The 23,509-nt window shown below is 60.9% G+C and carries 25 protein-coding genes; 8 read left to right on the top strand and 17 right to left on the bottom strand.

All coding sequences use genetic code 11. The annotated features are described in order from the left end of the window. Positions 1–48: 48 nt before the first annotated feature. The 5 genes from AC07NR_RS01065 to AC07NR_RS01045 all read right to left on the bottom strand — a co-directional run bounded on the left by AC07NR_RS01065 (position 49) and on the right by AC07NR_RS01045 (position 4,033). Complete coding sequence (locus AC07NR_RS01065) at positions 49–420, bottom strand: DUF6124 family protein (protein WP_495077627.1); 372 nt, start codon at positions 418–420, stop codon at positions 49–51. 431 nt (positions 421–851) lie between these two features. Further along, complete coding sequence (gene ptuB, locus AC07NR_RS01060; RefSeq protein ID WP_263860086.1) at positions 852–1,499, bottom strand: retron Ec78 anti-phage system effector HNH endonuclease PtuB; 648 nt, start codon at positions 1,497–1,499, stop codon at positions 852–854. A gap of 18 nt (positions 1,500–1,517) precedes the next feature. Then, positions 1,518–2,915: an AAA family ATPase gene (locus AC07NR_RS01055; protein WP_305834682.1), complete on the bottom strand. Its 1,398-nt coding sequence runs from the start codon at positions 2,913–2,915 to the stop codon at positions 1,518–1,520. A 124-nt stretch (positions 2,916–3,039) separates the two neighbouring features. Beyond that, positions 3,040–3,435, bottom strand: coding sequence for a YbaN family protein (locus tag AC07NR_RS01050; protein ID WP_495077626.1), 396 nt, complete (start codon positions 3,433–3,435; stop codon positions 3,040–3,042). A 10-nt stretch (positions 3,436–3,445) separates the two neighbouring features. Beyond that, the gene (locus AC07NR_RS01045; protein ID WP_085710385.1) at positions 3,446–4,033 is read right to left on the bottom strand and encodes a UPF0149 family protein; all 588 of its coding nucleotides are present in this window, start codon (positions 4,031–4,033) and stop codon (positions 3,446–3,448) included. 277 nt (positions 4,034–4,310) lie between these two features. Between AC07NR_RS01045 and recQ the strand changes: the two genes are divergently transcribed. The 3 genes from recQ to AC07NR_RS01030 all read left to right on the top strand — a co-directional run bounded on the left by recQ (position 4,311) and on the right by AC07NR_RS01030 (position 8,942). Next, positions 4,311–6,440 carry a DNA helicase RecQ gene (gene recQ / locus AC07NR_RS01040; protein WP_495077625.1) on the top strand — a complete coding sequence of 710 codons (2,130 nt, stop codon included), beginning with the start codon at positions 4,311–4,313 and terminating at the stop codon, positions 6,438–6,440. A gap of 134 nt (positions 6,441–6,574) precedes the next feature. Then, positions 6,575–7,009 carry a MarR family transcriptional regulator gene (locus tag AC07NR_RS01035; RefSeq protein WP_085710387.1) on the top strand — a complete coding sequence of 145 codons (435 nt, stop codon included), beginning with the start codon at positions 6,575–6,577 and terminating at the stop codon, positions 7,007–7,009. Positions 7,010–7,136: 127 nt separating this feature from the next. After that, a complete protein-coding gene (locus AC07NR_RS01030; protein WP_495077624.1) occupies positions 7,137–8,942 on the top strand; it encodes a motility hub landmark protein FimV in 1,806 nt (601 codons plus the stop codon). Positions 8,943–8,948: 6 nt separating this feature from the next. Here AC07NR_RS01030 and AC07NR_RS01025 read toward each other — a convergent pair whose 3' ends face one another. Further along, positions 8,949–11,138, bottom strand: coding sequence for a patatin-like phospholipase family protein (locus AC07NR_RS01025; RefSeq protein WP_495077623.1), 2,190 nt, complete (start codon positions 11,136–11,138; stop codon positions 8,949–8,951). A gap of 71 nt (positions 11,139–11,209) precedes the next feature. On the opposite strand from AC07NR_RS01025, the gene AC07NR_RS01020 reads away from it, so the two are divergent. Then, positions 11,210–11,497, top strand: a complete 288-nt coding sequence (locus AC07NR_RS01020; RefSeq protein ID WP_192560071.1) for an Rdx family protein — start codon at positions 11,210–11,212, stop codon at positions 11,495–11,497. Here AC07NR_RS01020 and AC07NR_RS01015 read toward each other — a convergent pair. Then, the gene (locus AC07NR_RS01015) at positions 11,491–12,384 is read right to left on the bottom strand and encodes a DMT family transporter (protein ID WP_495077622.1); all 894 of its coding nucleotides are present in this window, start codon (positions 12,382–12,384) and stop codon (positions 11,491–11,493) included. The genes AC07NR_RS01020 and AC07NR_RS01015 overlap by 7 nt on opposite strands. 72 nt (positions 12,385–12,456) lie before the next feature. Continuing rightward, complete coding sequence (locus AC07NR_RS01010; protein ID WP_495077621.1) at positions 12,457–13,221, bottom strand: helix-turn-helix transcriptional regulator; 765 nt, start codon at positions 13,219–13,221, stop codon at positions 12,457–12,459. A gap of 132 nt (positions 13,222–13,353) precedes the next feature. Here AC07NR_RS01010 and AC07NR_RS01005 point away from each other — a divergent pair, with 132 nt between their 5' ends. Then, positions 13,354–14,169 (top strand): UDP-2,3-diacylglucosamine diphosphatase, encoded by an 816-nt coding sequence (locus tag AC07NR_RS01005; RefSeq protein ID WP_007958385.1) that lies wholly within the window; start codon positions 13,354–13,356, stop codon positions 14,167–14,169. Positions 14,170–14,184: 15 nt separating this feature from the next. Here the strand turns inward: AC07NR_RS01005 and AC07NR_RS01000 are convergent, their stop codons facing one another. Continuing rightward, the gene (locus tag AC07NR_RS01000; protein ID WP_495077620.1) at positions 14,185–14,775 is read right to left on the bottom strand and encodes an HD domain-containing protein; all 591 of its coding nucleotides are present in this window, start codon (positions 14,773–14,775) and stop codon (positions 14,185–14,187) included. 23 nt (positions 14,776–14,798) lie between these two features. Beyond that, positions 14,799–15,110 carry an Mpo1-like protein gene (locus AC07NR_RS00995; RefSeq protein ID WP_096822233.1) on the bottom strand — a complete coding sequence of 104 codons (312 nt, stop codon included), beginning with the start codon at positions 15,108–15,110 and terminating at the stop codon, positions 14,799–14,801. Between the two features lie 167 nt (positions 15,111–15,277). On the opposite strand from AC07NR_RS00995, the gene AC07NR_RS00990 reads away from it, so the two are divergent. Beyond that, positions 15,278–16,339, top strand: a complete 1,062-nt coding sequence (locus tag AC07NR_RS00990) for an AraC family transcriptional regulator (RefSeq protein ID WP_248742897.1) — start codon at positions 15,278–15,280, stop codon at positions 16,337–16,339. Here AC07NR_RS00990 and AC07NR_RS00985 read toward each other — a convergent pair. Beyond that, entirely contained in the window at positions 16,296–17,750 is a 1,455-nt protein-coding gene (locus AC07NR_RS00985; RefSeq protein WP_085710400.1) for a TrkH family potassium uptake protein, read from the bottom strand. The genes AC07NR_RS00990 and AC07NR_RS00985 overlap by 44 nt on opposite strands. A 121-nt stretch (positions 17,751–17,871) precedes the next feature. Here AC07NR_RS00985 and AC07NR_RS00980 point away from each other — a divergent pair, with 121 nt between their 5' ends. Beyond that, positions 17,872–18,438 carry a nitroreductase family protein gene (locus AC07NR_RS00980; protein ID WP_115076968.1) on the top strand — a complete coding sequence of 189 codons (567 nt, stop codon included), beginning with the start codon at positions 17,872–17,874 and terminating at the stop codon, positions 18,436–18,438. A gap of 14 nt (positions 18,439–18,452) precedes the next feature. Here the strand turns inward: AC07NR_RS00980 and AC07NR_RS00975 are convergent, their stop codons facing one another. The 6 genes from AC07NR_RS00975 to AC07NR_RS00950 form a co-directional block, all read right to left on the bottom strand. After that, on the bottom strand, positions 18,453–19,793 hold the full coding sequence (locus AC07NR_RS00975; protein WP_134825858.1) for a sensor histidine kinase: 1,341 nt from the start codon (positions 19,791–19,793) through the stop codon (positions 18,453–18,455). 67 nt (positions 19,794–19,860) lie between these two features. After that, positions 19,861–20,310: an LTXXQ domain protein gene (locus AC07NR_RS00970; protein ID WP_134825859.1), complete on the bottom strand. Its 450-nt coding sequence runs from the start codon at positions 20,308–20,310 to the stop codon at positions 19,861–19,863. Between the two features lie 141 nt (positions 20,311–20,451). Then, complete coding sequence (locus tag AC07NR_RS00965; RefSeq protein ID WP_085710405.1) at positions 20,452–21,129, bottom strand: response regulator transcription factor; 678 nt, start codon at positions 21,127–21,129, stop codon at positions 20,452–20,454. A 7-nt stretch (positions 21,130–21,136) separates the two neighbouring features. Continuing rightward, positions 21,137–21,547, bottom strand: coding sequence for an SH3 domain-containing protein (locus tag AC07NR_RS00960; protein WP_085710407.1), 411 nt, complete (start codon positions 21,545–21,547; stop codon positions 21,137–21,139). A gap of 109 nt (positions 21,548–21,656) precedes the next feature. After that, positions 21,657–21,956 (bottom strand): YciI family protein, encoded by a 300-nt coding sequence (locus AC07NR_RS00955; RefSeq protein ID WP_085733792.1) that lies wholly within the window; start codon positions 21,954–21,956, stop codon positions 21,657–21,659. Position 21,957: 1 nt separating this feature from the next. Continuing rightward, complete coding sequence (locus AC07NR_RS00950; protein ID WP_085710410.1) at positions 21,958–22,554, bottom strand: septation protein A; 597 nt, start codon at positions 22,552–22,554, stop codon at positions 21,958–21,960. An 87-nt stretch (positions 22,555–22,641) separates the two neighbouring features. Between AC07NR_RS00950 and AC07NR_RS00945 the strand changes: the two genes are divergently transcribed. Then, positions 22,642–23,505 (top strand): PHP domain-containing protein, encoded by an 864-nt coding sequence (locus AC07NR_RS00945; RefSeq protein ID WP_134825861.1) that lies wholly within the window; start codon positions 22,642–22,644, stop codon positions 23,503–23,505. Positions 23,506–23,509: the final 4 nt, after the last annotated feature.

Below are 23,509 nucleotides of genomic sequence, written 5' to 3'. Positions count from 1 at the left end.
ACCCGCCGTCCCGATCTAACGGGGCGGCGGGTTTTTTCTTTGCTAAGGCTACAGCGGCGCCTCTGCCTTCAGTTCCAGATTATCCAGCACCCGGTTCACCGCCAGTTCCGCCAGCATGATCAGTTGCCCGATACCCAGCAGCACATGCCGCTGCGGTGCATCGATCATCCCGGCGAAATCGCTGGCCATGGTTTTGGCCGAGGTCAGGGTTTCGCAGGCGTCGGCCAACAGTTCTTCGCTCGGCATACCGGGGGCGATGAGGTAGCAGGTGTTGGGTTTGAGCAGCGGCTTTCTGGGGTGGAAGGGGTTGAGGTAGTGATCGAGGGCGCGTTCGGCGGCTTCGTGGAATTTCTTGGAATCGAGGGTTTCGTAGGGGGAAGTCGAATCGACTTCCGGCGGGTTTGGCGTTGGTTTGATCATGGGTAAAGCCTCTAGAGTAGTGGAGGCGCCACGCTTCGCTGCTAAACGAAAGAGGTGGCGGCCGTACGCGGGTTAGCAGACCAGGACTCTAGAACCCGGCGCACCGAAGTGCCCCACGCAAAGCCGCCATAACGTGAACGGACAGGCGTCAGCCTGATCACGAGCGAACGGCATTGTGCGTCTAGAGTGAATCCGGGCTGCTAAACCCGATCGCTGTTTTTCAGCGACCGCCAAACAATAGAACCCGCCCCCAAGGCGCACAAGCCGGCGGATTCTGGCGGATGCGTAGGCAAAGGCGCAAGGTGGCGTGGCTTTGCGGACATAACATTCAACACTCTTCAACAACAGCTTGGGTTTGTGCAAAAACGAAAAAGCCCAAACTCTCTATTGAATTGGAGGATGGGCTTTTTTGAGCAATTTAATTGGTTTGATCAGGCCATCACGGAGAGCGTGTGCCGGATCGAAGTTGCGAAAGGGAGGTGCGCGATATTCTGAATCTCTCCATCTATGAACGCTTGAATATCGCTCGGCGAGAACTCTTCAAGCATCTCCATGATTGTCTGTGCCGTATCCAGGTACGGGCGAATTGCCTCCCGCCTCATTTCACGCAGTGCTCCGTTTTGAGCATCCAGATTGAAAATGCGCAGAGTCTCGATAGCTCTTTTACGTGCTGGTTCATCCAGGTTGTCGCGCGGTGCGATAGTGCCGTCGTTGACGTAGATGAAGAAATCATCAGGTTCATCTACGTCAGGTTTGAGCAAGTCACTGTGTTCATAGGGACCGCAGGCGTCCTTGAATTTACCGCAGGTATCTTCGCGGTTGCATGAGCCAAACAGATTCGACCAGTCAAAAGTACCTTGTGGGTGCCGGTCTCTCTGTCGAAAGTGCTCAATATGAGAACGACCGGGTCGACCAATATCTGCTTCACAGTAGGCACAACGGGTACCCTGCATGGTTCGAAGATGCTCCCATACCTGTTCGCGCTCGGGTGGTGTCGGAGATTCGAGGGACCATCTATGCACTCCATGCCTATAGCGGGTCAGACAGTGTGGGCCTTCACCCCGGACAAGCTTTCGCATTTGCCGATTCCTTTGTCCTTACTGTTTCGTCAGTTGCTTGCGCTTGAAGGCTTCGAGTCGGATCAGCCGATCGCAGTCCAGCATGCTTGGGTGCTGGGGAGTGAAGTGCTTGTCCAGATAGGTTCGCAGTTCCAGTCCTTCCGCACCCTCATGTAGATTTTGCTGAATCAATCCCATGTACAAACTCAGTTTTCGTGCAGGCTCATTATCGGGTGTCGGGTCGATGCCCATTACATGCGCCAGCACTTGAGAGCTGGCAACGCCCTGAGTTTGTTGATCGACATTGCTTATCGAAACGTGCTGACCGTTTTCATCCTTGATGGTTTGAAGTACACGAATACAGTGAGCTGGGATGGAAGTTATTGTCTGCGGACTGTGCGATGTCATTATGAACTGGAGGAGAGGAAACGCTCCCAGCAAATCAGGTATCACGGTTTGTTGCCAGGCAGGATGAAGATGCATATCGACTTCATCGATCAATACAACACCACGGCTTTTAATTGGCGCGTGAATACCCATATGAGGATTGAGCTTGACGCAGCGGTAGGCGATATCGGCAGCAAGCGCGACGATGCTGCGAATCCCGTCACTGAGTTGGCTGACCTTCAACGTGCCGTGAAGTGGATGTTCCAGTACAAGATCGGAGAATTCGCTGCTATAGGCCAGATCTCGCCAGCCAGTTTGCGTCGCGAGAACGGCATTCACTGCGTTCTGGACAGCCAGAACAGGATGTGCGAATTCGTCTTTCACATCAACGCTGAGCTTTCCGCGTTCAATATTACGTATCTGCTCTTCGCGATAGCTGCGAAATATTCGCGTGTACCATTTGGCGAAGTGTTTATAGCTTGAAGATGAGTCCAGACAATCTCTGTATCCATAGGTTCGGGATAGTTCAGCATTCTCGGTCTTCTCAGAAGGCGTGTTCCACCTCTGGCGCCAGAGTCGCCCGGTGCCGTAGTAAGCGAGCACGGATAATGAGGGTTGACGGTGCTTATCTGAAGTTCCGTCAAATATTATGGTTTCCAATGCCTGGGCTGTAGCTACTAATTCCAGAGCTGCAGAGTCTTCACGCGTTTGCGTGCCTTTTCGGATACTTTCTCTGCGGCGCGACCATTGATACTGGTTCTCCTGAATAAGTGCGTGAGCGGTCAGTCGAGTGGGAAGTGAAGGCTCCATCTGATGTGCTTTGAGCGGGCGCAAGAAAACATCGTCAGGATGTATACCCGTGTAGTCGTTTGTAATACTGCCAAGGTCGAATCCGCGAACGTAAGGCCATAAGGCAACCTTTACTGCATCGAGCAGACTGGTCTTTCCCTTCCCGTTCTTGGCAACCAATAAGGTTAATTGCGGGTCGATTTCAAGAGTGAGTGCAGGAAAACAGCGGTAGTTTTCCAGCTCGAGCCTGATCAGTTTCAAAGACTTTCCTCCATGTAGACCGATGTCAGGCTACGGCAGTCGCTGTATTTGCGGGAACCAATGTGGCGCAAATTCTACTGTGAATGAAAACAGGTGAATACCTGCGAGCTGATGTCGCTGTGATTCAGGGTTTGTGCAACGTCTTCTGCCGCAAGATATAAACCGTCACCAGCACCGCACTGGTCAGCATGAAACCCCGCGCCCACACCAGTGGCACCAGGTAGCACGAGAACAGAATGCTCGTCCACATCAGCCCGATCGCGTAGACCTTGCCCTTGAGCGGTATGCCGTTGCCATCGAGGTAATCGCGGATCCATGGCCCGAGCCGGGGATGCTCGACCAGCCATTGGTAGAAACGCGGAGAGCTGCGGGCGAAGCAGGCGGCTGCCAGCAGGAGGAAAGGGGTAGTGGGGAGAACAGGCAGGAAAATCCCGATCACCCCCAATGCCACGCTGAGCCAGCCGATGGCCAGCAGGATGTAGCGCAACATCAGGGGGCGGTTGCCTATGGGGCTGTCCATAGGCTGGATCTTAGTGGTGACGTGGCTTGAGGATCGCCGGTTTTTCGTCGGGTGCCTGGCACAGCAGGTACAGCGCGGTCAGGGCTTCCGGAATCTGCACGATCATGTCGTCCATCAGGTTGGCGTCCTTGGCGATGTCTTCGAATTCAGGCTGTTCGTCGAACAGGCCCGAACCGACCATGATCGGCAGGAGCATTTCGCTGACTTCTTCTTCGGCGGTTTCGAACCAGGCCGCTTCGCGCAGGAACACGCCTTCCATGAAGCCGATGCACCAGCCGCGCAGTTCCGAATCGTCCGGCTCGTCGCCCAGGTCCAGTTCGCATGGCAGCTCGAACTCTTCATCGGACGCCAGTTGGCGGGCGATGTGGGCCTTGAGGCCGATCAGCGTGGCTTCGATCTCTTCGCGCTGGGCTTCGCTGCTGTAATGCGGCTCTTCGGCGAACAGGGCGTCGATCCACTCACGGTCCGGCACCACGTCGGCGCAGATCGACAGCGCGGTCAGGTAACCGTGAGCGGCCACGTAGTCCAGCGCCTCTTCATGCAGCTCGTCGGCGTCGAGGAAGACTTGCAGGCGGGTTAGTTGCTCGGCGAAGGACATTAAAGGGCTACCTTGGGGGAATAAACAATGCGGGAATTCTAGGCCTTCTTGAGCCCTCAAGCCAGCCGCACGGCAGATTTGCCCGCACAAGCTTCTTATCGGCGGTGCCCTTTGCCGGGGAGGGCTCGGGTATACTGCCGCGCTTTGCGATCCCTGCCGGTGTCGCGGCTGAATCCGTACGGCGTCATGCAATGCGCCCTTACGTTTTGTTTAAAGCAGCCTCGGCTGTCTTGAACCAGCCTGTGCAGGGATGTTTCGGTGGATTTTTGGAGTTTTTATGCTCGAACAGGCTCAACGCGTCCTCAAGGACATCTTCGGCTACGACAGTTTCCGTGGCCGTCAGGGTGCAATCATTGAGCGCGTGGCCAGTGGCGGTGATGCCCTTGTCCTGATGCCGACCGGCGGCGGCAAGTCCCTGTGCTTCCAGGTGCCGGCGCTGCTGCGCGACGGCCTGGCGGTGGTGGTGTCGCCGCTGATAGCGCTGATGGACGATCAGGTCGCCACCCTCGAAGAGCTGGGCGTGGCAGCCGCTGCGTTGAACTCCACCCTGAGCGCCGAACAACAGCGCGACCTCGCCAACCGGATCAAGCGCGGCGAAGTGAAGATGCTGTATCTGGCGCCGGAGCGTCTGGTGCAGCCGCGCATGCTGTCATTTCTGCAAGGCTTGAACATTGCCCTGTTCGCCATCGACGAAGCGCACTGCGTATCGCAATGGGGCCACGATTTCCGCCCGGAATACCTGCAACTGGGCCAGTTGGCGGAAATGTTCCCCGACGTGCCACGCATCGCCCTGACCGCCACTGCCGACAAGCGTACCCGCGAAGAAATCGTCACCCGTCTGCACCTGCAGAACGCCGAGCGTTTCCTGTCGAGCTTCGACCGTCCGAACATCTTCTACCGTATCGTGCCCAAGGAGCAGCCGCGCAAGCAGTTGCTGGCGTTCCTCGCCGAGCGACGCAGCGACGCCGGCATCGTCTACTGCCTGTCGCGCAAGAAGGTGGAGGAGGTGGCCGCGTTCCTCACCGAACAGGGCTTCCCGGCGCTGCCGTATCACGCCGGTCTGCCCAACGATCTGCGCGCCTATCACCAGAAGCGCTTCCTCAACGAGGAAGGCCTGATCATGGTCGCCACCGTGGCGTTCGGCATGGGTATCGATAAACCCAACGTGCGCTTTGTTGCTCACCTCGACCTGCCGAAATCCCTTGAGGCGTATTACCAGGAAACCGGACGCGGCGGCCGTGATGGTCTGCCGGCGGATGCGTGGATGGCCTACGGTCTGCAGGACGTGGTGATGCTCAAGCAGATGCTGCAGAACTCCGAGGGCGACGAGCGCCACAAGCGTCTGGAGCAGCACAAGCTCGATGCCATGCTCTCGCTTTGCGAAGAAACCCGCTGCCGCCGTCAGGCGCTGCTGGCGTATTTCGACGAAGACATGCCGGAGCCTTGCGGCCACTGCGACAACTGCATCGACGGCGTGCAGACTTGGGACGCCACCGAGCCAGCGCGTCAGGCGCTGTCGGCGATCTATCGCACCGGCCAGCGTTACGGCGTCGGCCATCTGGTGGACGTGCTGCTGGGCAAGGACAACGAAAAGGTTCGCAGCTTCGGCCATCAGCACCTGTCGGTGTTCGGCGTGGGCAAGGCGCTGGGGGAGAGCGAATGGCGTTCGCTGTTCCGCCAGTTGGTGGCCCGTGGTCTGGCGGACGTCGATCATGAAGGCTATGGCGGGCTGCGTCTGAGCGACACGTGCCGGCCGCTGCTCAAGGGCGAGGTGAGCCTGGAGCTGCGCCGCGACCTCAAGCCACAAATCACCGCCAAGAGCGGCAGCAAGAGCCAGGCCAGCCAGCTGGTGCGTGGCGAAGAACGCGAACAGTGGGAAGCCTTGCGTGCCTTGCGACGCAAACTGGCGGAAGAACATGGTGTGCCGCCGTACGTCATCTTCCCCGACTCGACCCTGCTGGAAATGCTCCGCAGCCAGCCGACTTCGCTGGCGGACATGGCCCGGGTCAGCGGCGTCGGCGCGCGCAAGCTGGAGCGCTACGGCGAGGCCTTCCTCGAGGTGCTGGGCGGCGAGGCCGAGGCGCCGAAAGTGGTGGCCGACGTGCGCCACGAACTGATCACCCTGGCCCGCGCCGGCATGACGCCGCTGCAGATTGCCGGTCAGTTGCAGTGCTCGGAAAAGAACGTCTACACCATGCTCGCCGAAGCCATCGGCAAGCAGCAATTGTCGCTGGAGCAGGCGCTGGATTTGCCGGAAGACTTGATGGGCGAAGTTCAGGACGCGTTCCTCGACGGCGAGGGCGAGTTGCCGTCGGTCGCCGAAGTGGCGCAGCTGTTCGCCGGTCGTGTACCGGAAGGTGTGCTGTATTGCGTAAGGGCTGCGCTGCAATCTGAATTCGAGATGTGAGCATTTGCTTACACAAACCGTTATACGGATGTAACGATTCAGTACAGGGCGGCTCTTGCCTATAGCCAAATGTCATGCTTAGCTGACTAATAATTAGTTTTTCTCTATTTCTTCAGTCTAACCATGAGTGTTTTATGCCGTTAACCGATCAACACCGCTTTGGCATGCAACTGGCCCAGATGTCCCGTGGCTGGCGTGCCGAACTGGATCGCCGGCTGGCCGGTCTGGGTCTGTCCCAGGCGCGCTGGCTGGTGCTGCTGCATCTGGCTCGTTTCGAAGAGGCGCCGACCCAACGGGAGCTGGCGCAAAGCGTCGGCGTCGAAGGACCGACCCTCGCACGATTGCTCGACAGCCTGGAAAGCCAGGGGCTGGTGCAACGCCAGTCCGTGATGGAAGACCGTCGGGCGAAAAAGATCGTACTGTGTGCCCCGGCCCGCCCGTTGATCGAACAGATCGAAACCATCGCCACGCAACTGCGCACGGAGTTGTTCGAGGGCATCGATGAGGCTGACATGAAGGTGTGCATGCGGGTTCACGGGCACATTCTGGCCAACCTGGAAAAATCTTGAGGCACAACGACGTGCCGTTTTTTTGAGGGATCGCGCTGGGCAGACTATAAGAACTACTGGGCAATATCGTGTTCGTACCGGATGTGCGAACCCATAGAAGTCGGTTTTGCTTATTTAAGGGATGCTCATGCTCGACAGTCGGCACGTAGTACTGCGTTGCGCCAATTCGCTGCTGGTGGCCGGTGTACTCACCTGGTCCACGGCATCACTGGCGCTGGGTCTCGGTGACATCACCGTGCATTCAGCGCTCAATCAACCGCTCAAGGCCGACATCGCCCTGGTGGACGCCGCAGGGCTCAGTGCCGGCGAGCTGTCGGCCAGCCTGGCCTCGGCGGACGAATTCGGCCGTGCCGGGGTCGAGCGGGTGTTCTTCCTCAACGACCTCAAGTTCACCCCGATCCTGCATGGCAATCGTAATCTGATCCGGGTGACCTCGACCAAACCGGTCAACGAACCTTTCCTGAACTTCCTGGTGCAGCTCAATCAGCCCAACGGCCATGTGCTGCGCGAATACACAGTGCTGATCGATCCGCCGGGTTCGCCGGGCATCGTGCCGGCCACCGACGAACCTGATGTCCATGCGCAGTCTTCGGAGTTTCCAACGCCCGAGGCGCCTGCCGCCACCCCCCAGAACAAACCTGCTGCAGCACCGGCCGCGCCGACGCCTCAAACGTCCGCAACCAACGACGCCCAAGCGGAACAGCTGGCGGCCAGCGTGTTGCTGAACCAGCAACTGCAGAAAACCATCGATGAGCTGAACCTGAAGCTTCAGGCTCAGGACGTGCAAATCGCCGACGGCAAAAAACAGCTTGCCGATCTGCAGGCGCATCTCGCACAGGTTCAGCAAGCACCTCCGGCACCCGCAACCCCGGCGGCGCCTGCCTCGATCCCGGCGCCGGTCATTGCGCCGGCGGAGAATCAAGACGACTCCGTCAGTTGGCCATTGCTCGGTGGCTTGCTGGTGCTACTGGGAGGGTTGGTGGCGGGGCTGATCGTTCGCCGCCGACGTCAGCCGGCAGTGATCCCGGACGTGCCGGCACGCGTGCTGCCGCAGCGAAGCGAACCGGAGCTCAATGACAGCGAACATGTTCGTCCGAATGCTGCCCATGGCGCCGTCGAGCATCGAGACGAGCAGACAAACGGCGATGTGCTGGAAGCCGTGGGCATTTATCTGGCTTACGGACGACTGGGCGAAGCGCTCGGATTGCTGCGCGACGCCTTGCAAAAAGAACCGGAGCGCATTGATCTCGGCGTGCAGTTGCTCGAGGTGCTGGGGCGCCAGGGCGATCAGGTGGCCTATGACGATCAGGAAAACCACTTGCGCCAGCTCGGTGTCGAGGAGCAACGGTTGCAGGAGATTCGCGCCCGATATCCGAAACTGGCCAGGACTGAACCTTTGGTTGCAGCGGCTCCGGTCATTGCCGCGTTACCCGTTGAGCAACCTGCACCCACAACACCGCTGGCCGAGGATGATTTCGAGCTGAATCTGGAGCAACTGTCGATGGATTCCAGCTGGGATCTGGAAGACAGTCGCCCGGCAACGAACCCACAGTCCTTGGCGCCATCGGCACTTGGCTCGAGCCTGCAAGTCCTGCCGCAGGATTTCGAATTGCCGCAAACCACCGGCGATGACGTTGAAACGACAGAGCTGGAGTGGATCGCCGAGCCTGAAGTCCAGGCTATCGATGAAGACTTTCTCAACGAGTTTGGCGATCCCGGTCAGTCACTGGCCCTGGAACCGCTGGACCTGCAGGCGCCGGAGCCCGAGCTGGATCCGACAGAAGCCGCCAACGCCGGCAAGCTCGAACAGGCCCAGACCTGCATCGACGATGGCGACCTCGACAGTGCGATCGCCTTGCTCAATGAGTTGCTGAAAGAGGGCGATGAGCCGCTCAGGCAGACCGCCCGCACCCTGTTGGCGGGGATTCGCTGATCCGGGTCAGAAGGTCTGCCCCAGATTCAGATAAACCGCCTGTTCATTGGCGTCGTTGAGACCATAGCTGAAATTCAGCGGGCCCAGCGGTGTGTCAAAGCCGATGAACACGCTGGCCGCGTTGATGTAGCCGCTGTCGAACTCGTTGTCGTTGTTCCAGGCCCGGCCACGCTCCAGCGAGCCGCCGGCATACAACGGGAAGTCCAGCGGCAGGTAGGCGCGTGGCGTCAGGCGGCGGTAGTACACGGCCCGCATCAGGCTGACGTTCTGCCCGGAGATGGCATCTTCGCGGAAGCCGGACAGCTGTCGGGCGCCGCCGAGCAGGAAGCTCGACGTCACCACATTCGCATCGTCCAGCGTGCGGCCGTAACGCCCGCCCAGAATCAGTGTGTTCGGGCCGCTGCTCATGGCCTTGTCCAGTTTGAATTCCCACTGCCGGTAGCGCGTGTCGGAGCCCAGGCTCGGTTCGAATTGCATCAGGGTCAGGCTGACGTCCTTGCCGTCGTGGGGGAAGTACACGTTATCCAGTGAGTCGAACGAATATTTCAGCGCATAGAAACCTTCGTTGAAGTGTTCGCTCGGCAGATTCTGATCGCCGATCCGTACATCAGCCTTGCCCCAGGCTTCACCGACACCGAAGCGGATTTCACCGTTGTTGCCGATCTGGCGGCCGACATTGAGGCCGAAGCCGTAGCGCTCGACGCGATATTGGGCGATCGGATCGTTGTCGAGCACCGAATCGACGTTCTGCGCTTCGAAGGCTGCATAGGGCGCGACGAAGTAGCGTGAGCCAACATCCAGCGGCTGGTAGAACTCGGTGTAGAGTTCCTGTTTGTCACCGATCTGCGCCCGGGTCAGCCATTCGGCGCCGAGGCGGTTGATACCGTTCATTCGGTAGCTGGCGCCGAGGTTGAAGGCGCTGTCGCCGCGCATGTCGTCCGACAGGTTCAAGCCGACCCGCAAGTAGTCGGTGCCGCTGCGCTTGCCCCGGGCACTGATCACCAGTGTGTGTTCATGGCCCTTGTGCACCACGCGGTATTGCACCTGTTCGAAGTAGTCCAGGCCGTACAGGGTGCCCATGTCCGAGTGCAGGCGCCCAAGGTCCAGCGGCTCTCCGATGGGCTGGCGGATGTAGTAGCGGATCACGTCGTCGCCGACTTTCGAGTCGTTCTCGACCTTGATCGCGGTGATGATCGGCGTGCGCTGGCCCGGTGCGCGGGCAGCGTTGAGCTCGGCGTCCTGAGATTCTGCGGGTTTCAAACGGGCGAGGCGGGCGTCGAGGGCCTTGGCTGCACGATAACCGGCATCGATCATTTCCTCGGCGCGACCGAAATCGGTGGCGCCGAAACTGGCCAGCGGCGGCTGGATCAGCACGTCGTCCGGATGCAGCGCCGCCAGTTGCTCTTCGGAGTTGCGCCGGGTCATCAGGGTGATCGACTGGTTCAGCACATCGACCACGGTGGTCAGTTGCTTGCGGTTGCGCAGCGGGGTGCCGATGTCGACCACGATGGCCACATCGACACCCATTTCCCGGGCCACATCCAGAGGAATGTTGTCGGTCATGCCACCGTCCACCAGCAGCCGGCCATCCAGTTCGACCGGGGCGAACACCGCCGGGATCGACATGCTGGCACGGATCACCTGGGGCAGATGGCCTTTGCGAAACACCACTTTTTCGCCGTTGGCGATGTCGGTGGCCACGGCGCGGAACGGGATCGGCAGCTTGTCGAAATCACGGGTGTCGCTGGTGTGCGCCAGCAGGCTTTCCAGCAGTAGCGCCAGGTTCTGCCCTTGAATTACTCCGAGCGGCAGGCCGAGGCTGCCGTCGTCGCGAAAGCTCAGTTTCTGCTTCACCAGAAAGTCGCGGTCATCCTGTTTGCGCCGAAACGGTACGTCTTCCCGGGGCGGCGCATCGGACAGGGCTTGCTGCCAGTCGATGTTGAGGGCGAGTTTTTCCAGTTCGTCGATCTTGTAACCCGAGGCATACAGCCCACCGACCACCGCGCCCATGCTGGTACCGGCAATTGCATCGATCTTGATGCCTTGCTCTTCCAGCGCCTTGAGCACGCCGATGTGTGCCAGCCCACGGGCCGCGCCACCGGACAGCACGAGGCCGACTTTCGGTCGCGGCGCTTCAGTGGCATGAACGAACAGCGGAAGGAAACCAAGCAAAAGGCAGATCAGCAGACGACGCATTGTGAGTCTCGGGGCGAGCGTTAAAGCCGGCTATTATAGCGGCGCCCTCTGGCTCAGGAGTTTCAGCGATCATGACCGCGACAAAACCGGAAATCGTCATCACCTACTGCACGCAATGCCAGTGGCTGTTGCGCGCCGCATGGCTGGCGCAGGAGCTGCTCAGCACCTTTGGCGACGATCTTGGCAAGGTGTCACTGGTGCCGGGCACCGGCGGGATCTTTCACATCAGTTGCGACGGTGTGCAGATCTGGGAGCGCAAGGCCGACGGTGGCTTCCCCGAAGCCAAGGTGCTCAAGCAGCGAGTCCGCGATCAGATCGACCCTGAGCGTGACCTCGGACACAACGATCGCACTCAATGAGACGCGGCCTCGGCCTCCACCGTTTTTTTGCTGGCGCTGCCTGACATCTGGCTCGACACCACGATGGCGACGATGATCAGCGCGCCACCGACCAGCATGCGCAGGGTCGGGTTTTCATCGAACAGCAGCCACGCGACGGTGATGCCGTACACCGGCTCCATGGCGAACACCACTGCCGCGGTGCGCGCCTTGATCACCGCAAGGCTGGCAACGAACAGGCTGTGGGCGACGCCGGTGCAGAACACCCCGAGCAGGGCGATCCACAACCAGTCGATGGCGCGCACGTCGCTCAGTTGCGGCGCCGCCACCGGCAGCAGACACAACGCCACCACCACGTTCTGACACAGTGCTGCCTGCACCGCCGGAATGCGTCCGGAACTGGCACGGTTGGTCAGCGACAGCAGGGAAAACAGCAGGCCGGACAGGATCGCCCAGAGCAACCCGGTGGTAGCGCCGCTGGCCAGGTCGAACGCCGGGGTCACCAGCACCAGACCGACACTGACCAGTGCCACCAGAATGATTTCGTTGGCGCGGATACGTTCGCGGAAAATCAGCCCTTCGAGAATCACCGTGAAGGCCGGGAAACTGGCGAAACCCAGGGTGGCCACCGCAACACCGGCTACCTTCACCGCAATGAAGAAACTCACCCAGTGCCCGGCCAGCAAAACACCGCTCAGGGCCAGGCGTCGCCAGTCCACGGCTTGCAGTTTCTGCCAGCCGCCCTGTTGGGCGAAACGGGCGAAAAACGCCAGCGCGACAACGGCAAACGCGGCCCGTCCAAAGACGATGACCGCCGGGGTTGCGGCGGCGAGTTTGCCGAAGACGCCGGTGAGGCCGAACATCAGTGCGCCGATATGCAGGGCGCCAAGGGCGGTACGGGGAGTCATTGCGGTCCTTTTTCCAAACACCATTTCAGGCACACATTGAAGCCTGTACCCGTCGAAAAGTCTGTCGGCAGACTATCGACTTTTGTCGTCAGCCTCGCGTCGCAATTGTGTAGGAGAGGTCCCGAACTCGCGCAGGACGGCGGCCGAGAACGCACTTTGCGATCCATAACCGACGCGGCTGGCCACTTCGCCGATGGGCAGCGTGGTTTCCCGCAACAGCGCGACGGCCTTGTGCAGTCGTCGACTGCGAATGTAGTCCATGGGCGTTTGCCCGCATTCGGCGACGAATCGCGCATGCAATCGGGCGCTGGACAGTCCGGCGACACGCGCCAGATCCGCGACTTGCAGCGGATAGGCCGCGTACTGCTCGATGTGCGCATCGAGTGCCGCGTAGGGCAGGCGACGGGCGCAGACTTCGGCAGGCCGGGCGTGGTTCAGACTCGCCAGCAACAAAACCGCGCCCTGTTGTGCGATTAGCGGATCGTCCACCGGACTGTTCGCCAGCCAGTTGACCAGTTGGCCTTGGCCGGCATCCAGCGACAGGCGTGCGGTGTTATCCAGCAGACGGCGGCTGGCCTCGGCGTGATCGCCCAGCGAACGGTTCAGCCATTGCTCGTCCGGCACGTCCAGCACCAGACAACGGCTGCCCTTGGGGCTGCCGCACGCGTGATGCGCACCGGAGGGAATCACCACGAAGCTCTGCTGCAAGACCTGACTGCCATGTCCTTCGACCTCGAAATCCAGCGCACCGGACAAGCCGAATACCAGTTGCGCGTGGTCGTGACTGTGAACGATCAGGTCGTGGGTGTAATGGCGCAGGGTCAGGATCGGTTGCATGGCGGTCTCCGGGCGAGCTGCCAGTCTACACCGGCGCGAGAGCGCCGCGTTTGTCACAAGACTGACGCACACCTGTCATGGTCGATTAACCGGGCTCGCGCACAGTGGCGAAAACATCGCAGAGGGTTGCCCATGACCAGCGCCGAGCTCGCCAGACCCAGCCGTAAACAAAGGGTTCGCACCTTGTGGATCTCCGACGTGCACCTGGGCACGCGGGATTGCCAGGCCGAGCATCTGTCGCAATTTCTCAAGGGCTATCACGCCGACAAGATCTACCTGGTCGGCGACATTATCGACGGCTGGAAACTGCGCGGCGGCATGTACTGGCCCCAGGCGCATACCAACGTCATTCGCCGACTGCTGACCATGAGCAAGCGCGGCACCGAGGTGATCTACGTCACCGGCAACCATGATGAATTCCTGCGGCGCTATTCGAAGCTTATCCTGGGCAACATCCAGCTGGTCGACGAAGCCGTGCACGTCACCGCCGATGGCCGGCATCTGCTGGTGATCCACGGTGACCAGTTCGACGTGATCACCCGTTATCACCGTTGGCTGGCCTTTCTCGGCGACTCGGCCTACGAATTCACCCTGACCCTCAACCGCTGGCTCAATCACTGGCGGGCGAAATACGGTTACGGCTACTGGTCGCTGTCGGCCTATCTCAAGCACAAGGTGAAGACCGCAGTGAGCTTCATCAGCGACTTTGAAGAAGCCATCGCCCACGAGTGCGTGAAACGTGAGTTGCACGGTGTGGTCTGCGGGCACATTCACCACGCCGAGATCCGCAAGGTCGGCGAGGTGGATTACCTCAATTGCGGTGACTGGGTGGAGTCGTGCACGGCGCTGATCGAGCACTGGGACGGCACGATCGAGCTGTATCGCCTGGCGGATGCGCAGGCGCGGGAGGCCGAACTGAAAGCGGCCAAGGTTGCCGAGCTGGCCTGAGTTTTTCAAATCAACTCAAGCCGGGGAGTGTTCCTCCATCGCGGCTTTGTAGATGGAGTTCCTCGGCTGGGCGAAAAGCCGATCCATCATCGGTTCGAAGAAGCTCAGCGGCAGGGTGTCGTAGTCGGGGTCGAATGCCGCTGCGTCATATTTCGCGCAGAACTCCGCGGTCGCCTGATACTGCGGATGACCGCTGAACTGCTCGCGCAGGTGCCGATCCATGCCCAGGTGATGGAAGAAATAATAGCCCTGGAAGATCCCGTGCTTTTCCACCATCCACAGGTTCTCGGCGCTGACAAACGGCTTGAGAATCGCGGCGGCGATGTCCGGGTGATTGTATGAGCCGAGGGTGTCGCCAATGTCGTGGAGCAGGGCGCAGACCACGTATTCCTCGTCGCGCCCGTCGCGATGGGCACGGGTCGCGGTCTGCAGCGAGTGGGTCAGACGATCCACCGGGAACCCGCCGAAATCACCCTCGAGCAGTTTCAGGTGCGCCATGATCCGGCCCGGCAACTGACGGGCGTAGGCGCTGAAATCCGCCGCGATGATCGCCCAGTCTTCCTGCGTGCCATCCTTCATGTGGGTGAAACGGGCAGTGACATTCATCGGCAATTCTCTTGGTCAGGTTTCTAGAACGCCACGCGGCCCAGGATCATGTCGCGGTACATGACGAAGTCGCCCAGCAGGCTGTAGAACGGATGCTGGAAAGTCGCCGGACGGTTTTTCTCGAAGAAAAAATGGCCGACCCAGGCGAAGCTGTAACCGGCCAGCGGCAGGGCCAGCAACAGCAGCCAGGCGCCCTTGGCGATGGTCATGGCGAGAATGAAGATCACCAGTGTCGTGCCGATGAAATGCAGGCGACGGCAGGTGCTGTTGCTGTGTTCGCTGAGGTAATACGGATAGAACTCGGCGAAGCTGTTGAAAGGCTTGATAGTTTCCACGACCGCGATCTCTGTGGTTATTGTTCTGATTGCAAGTTGTTCGGCGGGTAGCTTATTTGAGTCTAGAGTGATCATTGGCGTCGGCCAGTGACAATCGGCGCCACTTTACTATCCTTGGGAAATTGGCCGTAGTATGCGGCTCACCATGTCATCCAAGAAAAAACGCCATGAGCGAACGAACGACATCTGCAAGCTGGGCGATGGGGATTGTCAAAGCACTGGAAATGGACGGCCTGGATTGCCGGGTTCTGTTCAAACAGCTGGGGCTCGACTACGCGGCGCTGGAGGATCCGGACGCACGCTTCCCGCAGGATTCCATGACTCGACTCTGGCAGCGGGCGGTCGAGCTGTCCGGTAATCCCGCGATCGGCCTGAACATGGGCAAGGTGGTGCGACCGGCCTCGTTCCATGTCGCGGGCTATGCGCTGATGTCCAGCAACACCCTGGCCGAAGGTTTTCAGCGACTGGTGCGGTATCAGCGGATCATTGCCGAAAGTGCCGACTTGAGTTTTCGCCTGCTCGACGAAGGTTATGCGCTGATCCTGACGGTGCACGGCGATCATCTGCCGCCGACCCGGCAAAGTGCCGAAGCCTCGCTGGCCTGCGCGCTGGCGCTGTGCGGCTGGCTGACTGGACGCACGTTACATCCGCGCAAAGTGCTGGTGCAGGGCGACGAGCCGGATGATCTTGAACCTTATAAACAAGCCTTCCATGCACCGCTGGTGTTCAACGCGCCGTATGACGCGCTGATCTTCGAACGCGCCGACATGGAAGCGCCGCTGCCCACGGCCAACGAGGCGATGGCGCTGCTGCATGACCGGTTTGCCGGGGAATATCTGGCAAGGTTTTCCGAAAGCCGCGTGACCCACAAGGCGCGTCAAGTGCTGTGCCGTTTACTGCCCCAGGGCGAGCCCAAACGCGATACGGTGGCGCAGACCCTGCACCTGTCGCAACGCACCCTGCAACGGCGTCTGCAGGAGGAGGGCACCAGTTTTCAGCAGTTGCTCGATGACACCCGTCGCGAACTCGCCGAACAATACCTGGCGCAGCCAAGCATGACTCTGCTGGAGATTGCCTACCTGTTGGGATTTGCCGACCCGAGCAATTTCTTCCGCGCCTTCCGTCGCTGGTTCGACACCACGCCCGGCGATTACCGGGCGCGTTTGCTGGAGGCGCCGAACGCGATCAGTGACGCCAGAACGCCGGAATACACAGCACAAACACCGTAATGATCTCCAGTCGGCCGAGCAGCATGCCGAACGACAGAATCCACTTGGCCGCATCCGGCAAGGTCGAGAAGTTGCCCGCCGGCCCGATGGTTTCACCCAGTCCCGGGCCGACGCCGGACACGGTACTGGCCGCGCCGGTCAGCGCCGTCATCCAGTCAACACCGATCAGCGACAGCAGCAGGGCGATCACGCAGATGGTGATGGCGAAGAAGAACGAAAACGTCAGGATCGACCGGACGATTTCTTCGTCGAGGCGATGACCGTTGTACTTCTGCTTGATCACCGCGCGCGGGTGAATCAGCTGATTGAGGTTGGCCTTGAGCAGGATGTAGGCGACCTGGAAACGGAAGATCTTGATCCCGCCCGCCGTCGAGCCGGAACAACCACCGACAAAACCCAGATAGAAGAACAGCATCAGCGAGAAGTTACCCCACATGCTGTAGTCACCCAGGGCAAAACCGGTGGTGGTGACCACCGATGTCACATTCAGCGCAACATGGCGCAGCGCGTCCAGCCAGTGAAGGTCGGTGGTCCACCAGTACCAGGTGCCGAGCACCAGCCAGGTCACCAGCAGCATGCCGAGCAAGCCCTGCACCTGCTGATCCTTGATCAACGCTCGGCGATTGCCGCGCAGCGTTGCCACGTACAGGGTGAACGGCAGGCTGCCGAGGATCATCACCACCACCGCCACCCAGTGCACTGCCGGTTGCGTCCACTTGGCCAGGGACTGGTCGGAGGTCGAGAACCCGCCGGTGGAAATCGCCGACATCGCGTGGTTGATCGCATCGAACGGGCTCATCCCGGCCCACCAGAACGCCAGGCTGCCGAGAATGGTGATGCCGATGTAGGTCACCACGATCAGTCGCGCCACCATGTGCGAACGGGGCATGACCTTTTCCGAGCGGTCCGAGGATTCGGTCTGGAACAGGCGCATGCCGCCGATGCGCAGCAGCGGCAGAATCGCCACCGCCATACCGATGAAGCCGATGCCGCCGAGCCAGTGCAGCAGCGAGCGCCACATCAGGATGCCCGGGGACATGGTGTCCAGGCCGCTGAGAACGGTCGAACCGGTAGCGGTGATGCCGGACATGCTTTCGAAGAATGAATCGGTGTAGCTGATGTGCTGGGTCAGCAGAAACGGCAGCGCGGCGAAAATGCACACCACCAGCCAGCTGGTGACGGTCAGCAGGTACATGTCGCGGGGGCGCAGGTGAATGTGTTCCGGGCGCCCCGGAATCACCAGTGCCAGGCCGGCGACGAAGGTGATCATGCTCGCCCAGAGGAACGACGGCAGGTCGCCGGTGCGGTCGAAAATCACCAGGGTGGCCATGGGCACGACCATGGCGATGGCCAGGGTGATCAGGAAGATGCCGATGATGAAACCAATGATCCGTAAGGTCGGCAACGCCATGAAGTCCGCTCGGGCTGATGTGGGAAAGGCGCCATTCTACCTGCGGGGCAAGGCATGTAAACCGACGCGGCCGGATCACTTGCAGCTAGAATAGCCGGACATTTTTTTCAGGAGGTGGCCGATGCAGGCTCTCGACGCTTTGCTCAACCGTGTTTCCGTTCCACGACTGATCGACCCGGCCCCCACCGCCGAACAGCGCGAAGTGCTGTTTGCCGCCGCGACCCGTGCACCGGATCACGGCCATTTGCAGCCGTATCGTTTCCTGACCGTCGAAGGCGCGGCGCGTGAGCAGATGGGCGAGTTGCTGGCCGAAGCGGCGCAGATGCAGGAAGGCGAAGTGACCGAAGCGATGATCGACAAGGCGCGTAACGGCCCGCTGCGGGCGCCGCTGGTGGTCGTGGTCATCGCCAAGTTGCAGGATCACGTCAAATACCCGAAGGCCGAGCAGTTGCTGGCCGCAGGCTGTGCCGCCCACGGCATTCTGCTGGCGGCTTACGCGCAGGGGATTGGCGCGGTGTGGCGCACCGGTGATCTGGCTTATTCGAAACACGTCGCCAAGGGCCTGGGCCTGACGGATGACGAAGAGGTGATTGCGTTCCTTTACCTCGGCACGCCGCAGAAAGAACCGCGGGTGGCGGAGAAGGTTGATCTGGCTGAGTTTGTCAGTGCCTGGCCGGGTAAAGCCTGACACTGAAAACCCCATCAGGGCTGGACAATCGCCCCCGGCTCCAACGGCAACTCAAGACTGGCCACAAACCCGCCCTGCGGGTGATTGGCCAGTACCAGCGTCCCGCCATGGCGCTCCGCCGCCCGCCGGGCAATCGCCAGGCCCAGTCCATGGCCGGCAGCGGTCTGCCCCGGTGCCCGATAAAACGGTTCACCCAACTGGCTCAAATGCTCGGCCTGCACCCCAGGGCCATGGTCGCGCACACTGACCACGATTCGCTCGCCCTGACGTGAAGCCTGCATTTCGATCGACTGCCCCACCGGGTTGAAGCGCTGGGCGTTGCGCAGCAGGTTGTCCACGGCGCGTTCGATCATGGTCGGCCAGCCGGTCAGATTGAGCTGCGGTTCGGCTTCCAGGCGTACGGTCTGCTCCGGGGAGCCGAGTTGCGCGTCTTTTTGCAGAGTGCCCAGCAGGGCATTCAGATCCACGGCTTCGGCGCTGGCATTGTCGGCATCGACCCGCGCCAGCACCAGGATTTCACTGATCAACGCTTCCAGCCGGTCGCATTCGCGGGTCAGGCGTGGCCAGAGTTTTTCCCGTTCTTCCGGGCTTGCCCGTTCGGCCAGTGCCAGGGCGATGCGCAGCCGTGCCAGCGGGGAGCGCAATTCGTGGGACACGTCGCGCAGCAACTGGCGCTGGCTGCCGATCAGGCTTTGCAGGCGTGCGCCCATGCGGTTGAAATCGTTGGCCAGTACGCCGAATTCATCACGGCGGTTGGCCAGTTTCGCCAGGCTGTTCTGCTGATAGGTGGTCTGTCCCAGATCATGCACTGCGCCGCGCAAGCGGTTGAGCGGGCGGGTGATGGAGAGTGTCACCAGCAGGCTGAACAGGGTCAGCACCACCAGCGCGATCCCCAGCGCACTCAATGGCCAGAGCAGACTTTCGCGGTGCCAGGCGTCGAGTTCCGGGTGCGGGATGCGATAGATGAACAGGTAGGTGTCACCGGTCTTTTCGCTGGTGAACTCATCGGTCAGGCGCCGCCAGGGCAGGCGTCGGTCGTCGTTGTTCTGCCGGGCCTCGAACGCCGCCGCGCGACGGGGGAAGGTGCCGCGCACCACCGGGTCGCCGCTTTCGTTCAGCACCTGGACGTCGATGTGATACTGGCGTTTGCGCTGCTGGAGGATGTCTTGAGCGGCGTCCTCGCCCTGGGATTCGTAGGTCTGCGTCCAGTCTGCGGCCAGCGTATTCAGGCCCGGATGGCGGCTGAGGATCCATGCGTCCTGATTGAGCATGTGCCCCAGCAGAATGGAAAGCCCCGCAACCAGAGCGATGGCCAGCCAGAAGCTCGCGAGAATACGCCAGAACAATGAACGCACAGAAAATCCTCAAACAAAGAAAACCCAACGGCAGTTAGCCGTTGGGTCGGGGCGTGACGCTAGAACATTATTGCGCCTTTTGCGGCTGTTGCGCTTTCCAGGCCTTGAACTCGGCCCATTCAGCACGACGCTCGGCCTGTTTCTTCTGGATCTCGTCGAATTTCTTCTGTTGATCCGGTTTCAGCACGGCGCGGACATCGGATTCGGCTTTCTTGTGGTTGGCCGCCATCTCGTCCTTCATGGCTTTCTGGTCGGCTGGCGAGAGTTTCTCCAGGTACTTCTCGACCGTCTGCTTACGTTCGTGCATCTGCTCGCCCATGATCTTGCGGATCTGCTCGCGCTGTTCACGGGAGAGGTCCAGCTGGCTGTACGGGCCTTTGCCGTGCATGCGGTGCATCTGACCGCCGTGGCTCCAGCCGCCGTCCGGCCCACCCATCGGGCCACCATCTTGCGGCACGGCCATGGCGACGGTTGGCAGAGCGGCAGCGAACATCAGAGCGATAAGAGTCTTGCGCATGGTGTATCTCCTTGTCTCGTTCCCGGTACGTTCCGGATGAGTACAGATTACGGAGATCAAGGTCAGCGGCGGTCAGCGCTGGGTAAAGCTTGGGTAAAGACGCTTTGTCATCGAACTGACAAAGCGTCCGCGTGCGGGGCTTCAGAGGCTGTAATAGTAGCCACGGCTGCGCAGGGCCACGATGCGCGGGCGGCCGTCGGCATGGGGGCCGATCTTCTTGCGCAGGTTGCTGACGTGCATGTCCAGGCTGCGGTCGTAGAGGGTCAGCTTGCGGCCGAGGGCGATCTGCGCCAGTTCCTGTTTGTCCAGCGGCTCGCCCGGCTGCTTGAGTAAAGCTTCGAGCAGACGACTTTCGGAAACGGTGAGGGTGAATTCCTTTTCGTCGATGCTGACCACGCCACGTACCGGGCTGAAGCTCAGATCGCCCAGCTCGAGCTGGGTCGACACGGCGGCCGGATGACTGCGGCGCAGCACGGCGCGCAGGCGGGCGGTGAGCTCTCGCGGATCGCAGGGTTTGGCCAGGTAATCGTCGGCCCCCAGTTCCAGGCCGAGGATCCGGTCCAGCGGTTCGCCACGGGCCGAAAGCATCACCACCGGCAGATCGGCGTGCTCGCTGCGCAATTGCTTGAGCAGCTCCAGACCGCTGCCATCGGGCAACATTACGTCCAGCACCACGGCGGCGGGGGCGGATTCTGCCAAAGCCTTGCGGGCGCTCTGGCCGTCGTGGCACGCACGGACCTGAAAGCCTTCCTGGCTCAGCCAACTGCTCAGAAGCTCACACAGCTCCTGGTCATCATCAATCAGTAACAGCTCGCTCATGACTCACTCAATTTAGCCATTGTCGACGTTTTCGACTTGCACCACTGGCAAAGATACCGCAGAGCAGGGCCAATAGCGCTACCCCGGCGCCGGTGACGAACCATTGCTGCTGTTCGGTCAGCAGGCGCGGCAGCGGGCTGGCCTGGGCTTCCTTGAGTTGCAGCTTCAAGCGCTGGTTCTCCTGGCGCAACCGGGCAAGCTGGGCGCTTTCGCGGGTGTTATCGGCATTCTGCAGTTGTTTGCTCAGTTCTTCCCGCTGTTGCTCGCTGGCCTTCAGGCGCTGCTGCAACTCGGTGATCTGGCTGCCGGCGCTCAACGACAGCGGCGTGGAATTGCCGCTTTCGGTGCTTTCTTCACCATGGGCGGGCGCCATGATCGACAACGTGACCAGCATCAGACACAACGGACCCTTGCGCATCGCGACTCCTGTTACCAAATGGATATTGGGCAGGTTGTCGGCCGGCAAACGAGAATAATGAGCGATTGAGAACGCGATGAACCGACAAGGTTCATCGCGTGGGGAAGGATTACGGCAGGACTTGCTTGAACGGCTTCACGACAACGTTGGCGTAGACGCCGGCGGCGATGTACGGATCGGCGTCGGCCCAGGCCTGTGCCGCGCTCAGGGATTCGAATTCGGCAACGATCAGGCTGCCGGTGAAACCCGCTGCGCCCGGATCATTGCTGTCGACCGCCGGGTGCGGGCCGGCCAGGACGATACGGCCTTCGCCCTTGAGCACTTGCAGGCGTTCAAGGTGCGCCGGGCGGGCGGCGAGGCGCGCGTCCAGGGAGTTGGCGACGTCGGTGGCAATGATTGCGTAGAGCATGTCAGTCCTCGGTTTTTGGTGTTGTGGTATCGGCGTCGTGCAGGTGACGGGACAGGTAGATGCCCTGAGCGACCAGGAACAGCACGGTCAGGCCCAGGCTGCCGAACACCTTGAAGTCCACCCAGTAGTCCTGGAAGGTGAACGCGACGAACAGGTTGGCGGCGCCGCAGAACAGGAAGAAGCCGATCCAGGCGATGTTCAAACGCGTCCAGACCGCATCCGGCAGGGTCAGCGCGTGGCCCATGATGCGCTTGATCAGCAGGCGGTCACCGATGAAATGACTGCCGATGAAGGCCAGGGCGAACAGCCAGTTGACCACCGGGGCTTTCCATTTCAGGAAGGTTTCGCTGTGGAAGGCCAGGGTCAGGCTGCCGAACACGAGGCAGGCGATCAGGGTCAGCCACTGGCTCTTTTCCAACTTGCGCTGCTTGATGAAGAGCGCGCCGTAGACCACCAGGGAGCTGATGATCAGCACGGCGGTGGCGCTGTAGATGCCGCCTACGGTCAACTCATGGCCGGCAACGTCGACGGTGCGGGGATCGAGTTTGTAGACGATGAAAAACAGCAGAAGCGGGATGAAATCGATGAATTGTTTCACAGTGAGAGCCAGAAGCTGGATGTGGCGGCATAATAACAAACATATGGGCGCGCGATAGCGCCAGCTGATTTGAGGTTACACATCCCCGTGAATGTTGATTTGCACTGCCACAGCACGGCCTCCGATGGCGCCCTGGCGCCTGCGGCACTGGTTGCGCGTGCGTTCGAAAACGGCGTGCGAGTCCTGGCCCTGACCGATCATGACACCCTCGAAGGCCTCGCCGAAGCGCGCACGGCCGCCGAAGCGCTGGGCATGCAACTGGTCAACGGCGTCGAACTGTCCTGCACCTGGGGCGGCGCGACCATTCATGTGCTGGGCTACGGTTTCGACGTCAACGCCGCGCCGTTGGTCGAGGCGATCGCCAGTCTGCACGATGGCCGCTGGCTGCGGTCTGAAGAAATAAGCCGCAAGCTCGCCCTCAAGGGCATGCCCGGCGCCCTCGACGGCGCGCGGCAGATCCAGCAGGAACTGGGCGACAGCGGCAACGCCCCGGCCCGTCCGCATTTCGCCGACTGGATGGTGCGTGAAGGTTTTGTAAAGGATCGCGCCGAAGCATTCCGCAAATGGCTCGGCGCCGGCAAGCTGGGGGACGTCAAGCAGCACTGGCCGACCCTCGAAGACACCGTCGGCACGCTGCGCGCCGCCGGGGCCTGGGTCAGCCTGGCGCATCCCTGGCACTACGATTTCACGCGCAGCAAGCGCCGAAAGCTGATTGCCGACTATATTCAAGCGGGCGGGCAGGCGCTCGAGGTGGTCAACGGCCATCAGCCTGCGGAACAGGTGGGCAGCCTGGCGATCCTTGCCCGTGAGTTCGGTCTGCTGGTCAGCGCCGGCAGTGATTTTCATGGCCCTGGAGGCTGGTCGGAGATCGGCCAGTACCGGCCGCTCCCTGAGGACCTTCCACCCCTGTGGTGTCGGTTCAAACATGACACAGTTATTGCCGCCGTCTGAACAG

The organism is Pseudomonas sp. GW821-FHT09C09 (assembly GCF_059418105.1).
Note: the sequence above shows the minus strand (reverse complement) of the source record. Positions and strands in the feature narration are given on the sequence as shown.